The organism is Rhizomicrobium sp., from assembly GCF_056722145.1.
In genome coordinates this window covers 1-4,976 of record NZ_JBWZET010000175.1, presented here as the reverse complement: position 1 = coordinate 4,976, position 4,976 = coordinate 1, and the positions used below count along the sequence as shown (strand labels likewise).

General features: G+C 65.6%; 5 protein-coding genes and 1 pseudogene. All 6 read left to right on the top strand.

Annotated features, from left to right (window positions below; translation table 11 throughout):
- Positions 1–537, top strand: a 537-nt coding sequence (locus AC1P6P_RS09280) for a glutamate ligase domain-containing protein (RefSeq protein WP_481402158.1), incomplete at its 5' end; no start/stop codon positions are given.
- Positions 534–1,442, top strand: a complete 909-nt coding sequence (gene murB, locus AC1P6P_RS09275; protein WP_481402157.1) for a UDP-N-acetylmuramate dehydrogenase — start codon at positions 534–536, stop codon at positions 1,440–1,442. The genes AC1P6P_RS09280 and murB, both read left to right, overlap by 4 nt.
- On the top strand, positions 1,439–2,356 hold the full coding sequence (locus AC1P6P_RS09270) for a D-alanine--D-alanine ligase (RefSeq protein ID WP_481402156.1): 918 nt from the start codon (positions 1,439–1,441) through the stop codon (positions 2,354–2,356). The genes murB and AC1P6P_RS09270 overlap by 4 nt, the downstream gene beginning before the upstream one ends.
- Positions 2,353–3,288: a cell division protein FtsQ/DivIB gene (locus AC1P6P_RS09265; RefSeq protein ID WP_481402159.1), complete on the top strand. Its 936-nt coding sequence runs from the start codon at positions 2,353–2,355 to the stop codon at positions 3,286–3,288. The genes AC1P6P_RS09270 and AC1P6P_RS09265 overlap by 4 nt, the downstream gene beginning before the upstream one ends.
- Positions 3,288–4,568, top strand: a complete 1,281-nt coding sequence (ftsA, locus tag AC1P6P_RS09260) for a cell division protein FtsA (protein WP_481402155.1) — start codon at positions 3,288–3,290, stop codon at positions 4,566–4,568. The genes AC1P6P_RS09265 and ftsA overlap by 1 nt, the downstream gene beginning before the upstream one ends.
- A 71-nt stretch (positions 4,569–4,639) precedes the next feature.
- Positions 4,640–4,976: pseudogene (locus tag AC1P6P_RS09255) on the top strand (cell division protein FtsZ); the annotation flags it as partial.

Below are 4,976 nucleotides of genomic sequence, written 5' to 3'. Positions count from 1 at the left end.
AATTCACTCGCGGCCATTGCGGTGGCAAGCCAGCTTGGTGCGTCTGACGCGACCATAGCGCACGCTTTGGATACCTTCCGCGGAGTAGGGCGCCGCTTCACCCGTATCGGCGAATGGAATGGTTGCGCCATCATCGATGACTACGCGCACAATCCCTTCAAGATCTCGGCCGCGTTGAAAGCGGCGCGCCAGGCTTATGCCGGGCCGGTGGTGGCGGTGGTGCAGCCGCACCGCTACACCCGTTTGCGCGACACTTTCGCCGAATTCGCCAAGTGCCTCAACGATGCCGACGTGGCGGTGATTGCGCCCGTCTATCCGGCCGGCGAGGCGCCGATCGAAGGCTATGACCGCGACAGCTATGCCGATGCGCTCAGGGCCCACGGCCATCGCCACGTCGTCACCATTGATGGCGGCGACGATCTCGCCAAGGCGGTGGCGCCGCATCTGAAGCCCGGCGGGGTGGTGATCTGTCTCGGCGCCGGATCGATTTCGGCCTGGGCGCACAAGCTGCAATCCGCACTGGAGGGTATCGCATGACGCTGCCTTGCGATGCCTTGCCGCCGGTTCGTGGCACCTATCAGTTCGGCGCCGCGTTGAAGGACCTCGTCTGGTTCCGCGCCGGCGGTGTTGCCGAAGTCCTCTACCGCCCGGCCGACGCCGACGATCTCGCCACCTTCCTGGCGGCGCGCCCGCGCGAGACGCCCGTCACCGTGATCGGCGTCGGCTCGAATTTGCTGGTGCGCGACGGCGGTATTCCCGGCGTCGTGATCCGCTTGCCCGCGGTATTCGGCAAAGTCGATGTCGACGGACTGCAGATCAAGGCCGGCGCCGCGGCGCTCGATTCCGCGGTGGCGCGGCGGGCGGCCGATAGCGGCATTGCCGGTCTCGAATTTCTGCGCGGCGTGCCCGGAACGATCGGCGGCGCGCTCCGGATGAACGCCGGCTGCTACGGCTCGGAGATCAAGGACGTGTTCGTCGAGGCGACCGCCATCGACATGCAAGGCCGCCGCCATGTGCTGGGGCCTGCCGATATGGGGTTCGAATACCGCAAGTCGAATGTGCCCGACGGCCTCATCTTCGTCGAGGCGCGGTTCGAAGGCGTTGCCGACGAGCCGGCCGCCGTGCGCACGCGCATGGAAGAACTGCTTGCCCGCCGCGAGCAAAGCCAGCCGATCAAGTCGAAGACCGGCGGCTCGACATTCAAGAACCCGCCGGGCCAAAAGGCCTGGAAGCTGATCGAGGAAGCCGGTTGCCGCGGCCTTCGCCATGGCGATGCCATGGTGTCAGATGTACACTGCAACTTCCTCATCAATCTCGGCGAGGCGAGTGCCTCCGATATCGAAGCGCTGGGCGAACAGGTGCGCGCCCGCGTCAAGGATCACTCCGGCATCGAGCTGGAATGGGAAATAAAAAGGGTGGGAACGCCCAGGGGATTGTCATGACCAAAGTTGCGGTGTTGCTCGGCGGGCGCTCCTCCGAACGTGAAGTGAGCCTGGTTTCGGGCCAGGGCTGCGCCGGGGCGTTGCGCGAGGAAGGCTACGAGGTCGTCGAAATCGATCCCTCGGTCGGCGATTTTGCCGCCGCGCTGCAGGCCGCCAAGCCCGACGTCGCGTTCAACGCCCTGCATGGGCGCTGGGGCGAAGACGGCTGCGTCCAGGGCCTGCTCGAACTTTTGCGCATTCCCTACACTCATTCCGGCGTGCTGGCATCGGCACTTGCCATGCATAAGCAGCGCGCCAAGGACATTTACGCCCGCGCCGGCGTGCCGGTGGTGAAATCCATCGTCGTCGATCGTCACGCCGCCGCCTCGACGCATCTGATGGAACCGCCCTATGTCGTGAAGCCGGTCAACGAAGGCTCGTCGGTCGGCGTCTTTATTGTGCGCAAAGGCGATAACCGTCCGCCGGAAGCGCTGGCGACCGAGCAATGGTCCGACAGCGGTTTGTGGATGGTGGAAGAATTTGTGCCCGGGCGCGAGCTCACCGTCGCGGTGATGGGAACCCAGGCGCTTGCCGTCACCGAGATCACCACCAGTCTCGAATTCTACGATTATCAGGCCAAATACGCCGCCGGCGGCTCGCGCCACATCGTGCCGGCGCCGATCCCCGATGCGGTCGCCGCCGAAGCGATGCAACTCGCCGAACGCGCCCATGCGGCGCTCGGCTGCCGCGGCGTGTCGCGCACCGATTTTCGTTACGACGACGCGAACGGCAAGCACCGTCTCATCGCGCTCGAAACCAACACCCAGCCCGGCATGACGCCGACCTCGCTGGTGCCCGAACAGGCCGCCCTCAAGGGCATCAGCTATCGCGCTCTGTGCCGATGGATCGTGGAGGACGCCAGTTGCGACCGGTGAGCAAGGAACGGCCCTCGGAGCGGACGCGCGGCAAGTCGGCCCGCAGCCCGGCGCGCGGCATCACCCGCGGGTCGGCGCAACAGCCGCGGCGCGGCAAGCGTCCGAGCGGATTCTGGCCGCGGGTCGGTTCGCTGCTCGGGGCGATCTTCAGCCCGCGCCGTCCGATGGTGCTGCTCACCCTCATCGTCATCCTGCTTGCCGCCGGCGTTGCGATCGTGACCGGCGGTGCGGTTCCGCGCGCCGTTAACAAGACCGATGCGGCGGCGAACGCGCTGGTCAGCCATGCCGGCTTCGGTATCGCGCAGGTGCATCTGTCGGGCAATGTGCGGACCCGGTCCGGCGATGTCATGGCCGCGCTCGGCATCAAGGCGGGGCAGTCGATCTTCGATCTCAATCTGCGTCAGGCGCGGGTACGTCTGATGACGCTGCCGTGGGTCGCCGACGCGGAGATCCGCCGGCGCTATCCCGACGACATCACTGTCACGCTCATCGAGCGCACGCCCTATGCGCGCTGGCACACCCCCAACGGCGACGTGCTGGTCGAGCGCAAAGGCCGGGTCATTACCGCGGTGGAAGCCGGCAAATACGACAAGCTGCCGCTTCTGGTCGGCGCCGGTGCGCCTGAGCATGCCGACGGCTTCCTCGAAGCGGTGGCGGCGCACCGCGCCATCGTCGTGCGCGTCAAGGCGTATCAGTACCAGTCGGCACGACGGTGGAATCTCGTGCTCGACAACGGCGTCATCGTCAAGCTGCCGGAGACCGGTTGGGATGTCCAGATAAAGGAACTCGACCGCTACATCGTCGAAGACGGCATCCTGGAGACCAACATCCGCGAAATCGATCTAAGGCCGAATTCTCCCTACTTCTTCGTCGTCAACCGCGACGGCGCTCAGAAGCAGGAGAAAAAGACTGAATCTGGGAGTGCGATCTGATGGGTGAGACAGTGCGATTGCGAGCGGGAGAGGGTTCCCCGGCCTACCGCACCGGGCTGGTCGCGGTGCTCGACATCGGCTCGACCAAAACGGTGTGCCTGATTGCGCGCTGCGAGCCGGGGCAGGTCAAGGTCGTCGGCACGTCGTTGCGCGAGACGCGCGGGTTCCGCGCCGGCACGGTCATGGAAATGACGGCGGCCGAGGAGTCGATTCGCGACTGCGTCGCCGCGGCCGAGAACATGGCCGACGCCCGCATCCAGAACGTCCTCATCTCGGTCAATTGCGGCAGTCCGGCCTCGATCACCTCGCGGGCGGTGATGGCGCTCGACGGTGCCGAGGTTTCCGACGACATCCTGCGTCATCTGCTGGCCGAGGGTCGCGCCCGCTGCCAGCTCGAAGGCCATGCGGTGATTCAGCCGATGCCGACCAGCTATGTCGTCGACGAAGCGCTCGGCGTGCGCGACCCGGTCGGCATGGTCGGCCAGCGCATCGGCGTCTCGATGCATGCGGTGGCGGTCAAGCCCTCGGCCTTCGCCAATCTCAAGATGGCGGTGGCGCGCTGCCACCTCAATGTCGCGGCGGCCCTGTTCGCGCCCTATGCCTCGGGCCTGTCGGTCCTCACCGACGACGAAAAGCAGCTTGGCGCCACCATAATCGACATGGGCGGCGGCTGCACCTCCATTGCGGTGTTCCTGGAAGGCCATCTTGTCCATGCCGACGTGGTGCCGATCGGTGGCGCTGCGGTCACCTCCGATCTCGCCCGCATGCTGGCGTCGCCCTTGGCGGCGGCAGAACGGGCCAAGGTGCTGTACGGCGCGGCGCTCGGTGACCTTGAGTCCGGTGCCGATGTGGTCAGTGTGCCGCAGATGGGCGAGGAGAACGAGGAAGGTGACTTGCGTGTGCCTCGCTCGATGCTGACGCGCATCATTCAGGCCCGTCTCGAAGAAACCTTCGGCGAAGTGCAGAAGCGTCTGCGCGATTCCGGCTACGATGTAGCGGCAGGACGACGTTTGGTCTTGACAGGCGGCGCGAGTCAGTTGGCGGGTGCACGCGAACTGGCGGCACGCGTCCTCAACAAGCAGGTGCGTATCGGGCGTCCGCGGCCGCAGGCGGGAATGCCCGCATCGTCGGCAGGTCCTGATTATGCCACAGCCATCGGGCTTCTGATGGCCGGTGCCACGATGCCGCCGGAGGTGCTCAATCCGGAACTTGCATCGCAACAAGAAGAAAATGGAAGCAAAGGATGGCTCTCACGGTTGACCAGAGGGCTCATCGGATGATTCAACTAAGAATACGATTCGCTTTGGGCTAATGGCGACGTGAAGCACGCGACCAGCCAAGGAGAGTAGAGATGCCGATCAGTTTCAAAGCGCCCGAACCGCAAGAGCTTCGCCCCCGCATCACCGTGCTTGGCGTCGGTGGCGCCGGCGGTAACGCGGTCAACAACATGATTGCCTCCAAATTGGAAGGCGTCGAGTTCGTGGTCGCAAATACCGATGCCCAGGCGCTGGCCGGTTCGAAGGCCGAACGCCGCGTCCAACTCGGCGCCCACGTCACCGAAGGCCAGGGCGCCGGCGCCCAGCCCGACACCGGCAAGGCCGCTGCCGAAGAGACGCTCGAAGAGATCATGGAGCACCTGCGCGAGTCGCACATGGTGTTCATCACCGCCGGGATGGGCGGCGGTACCG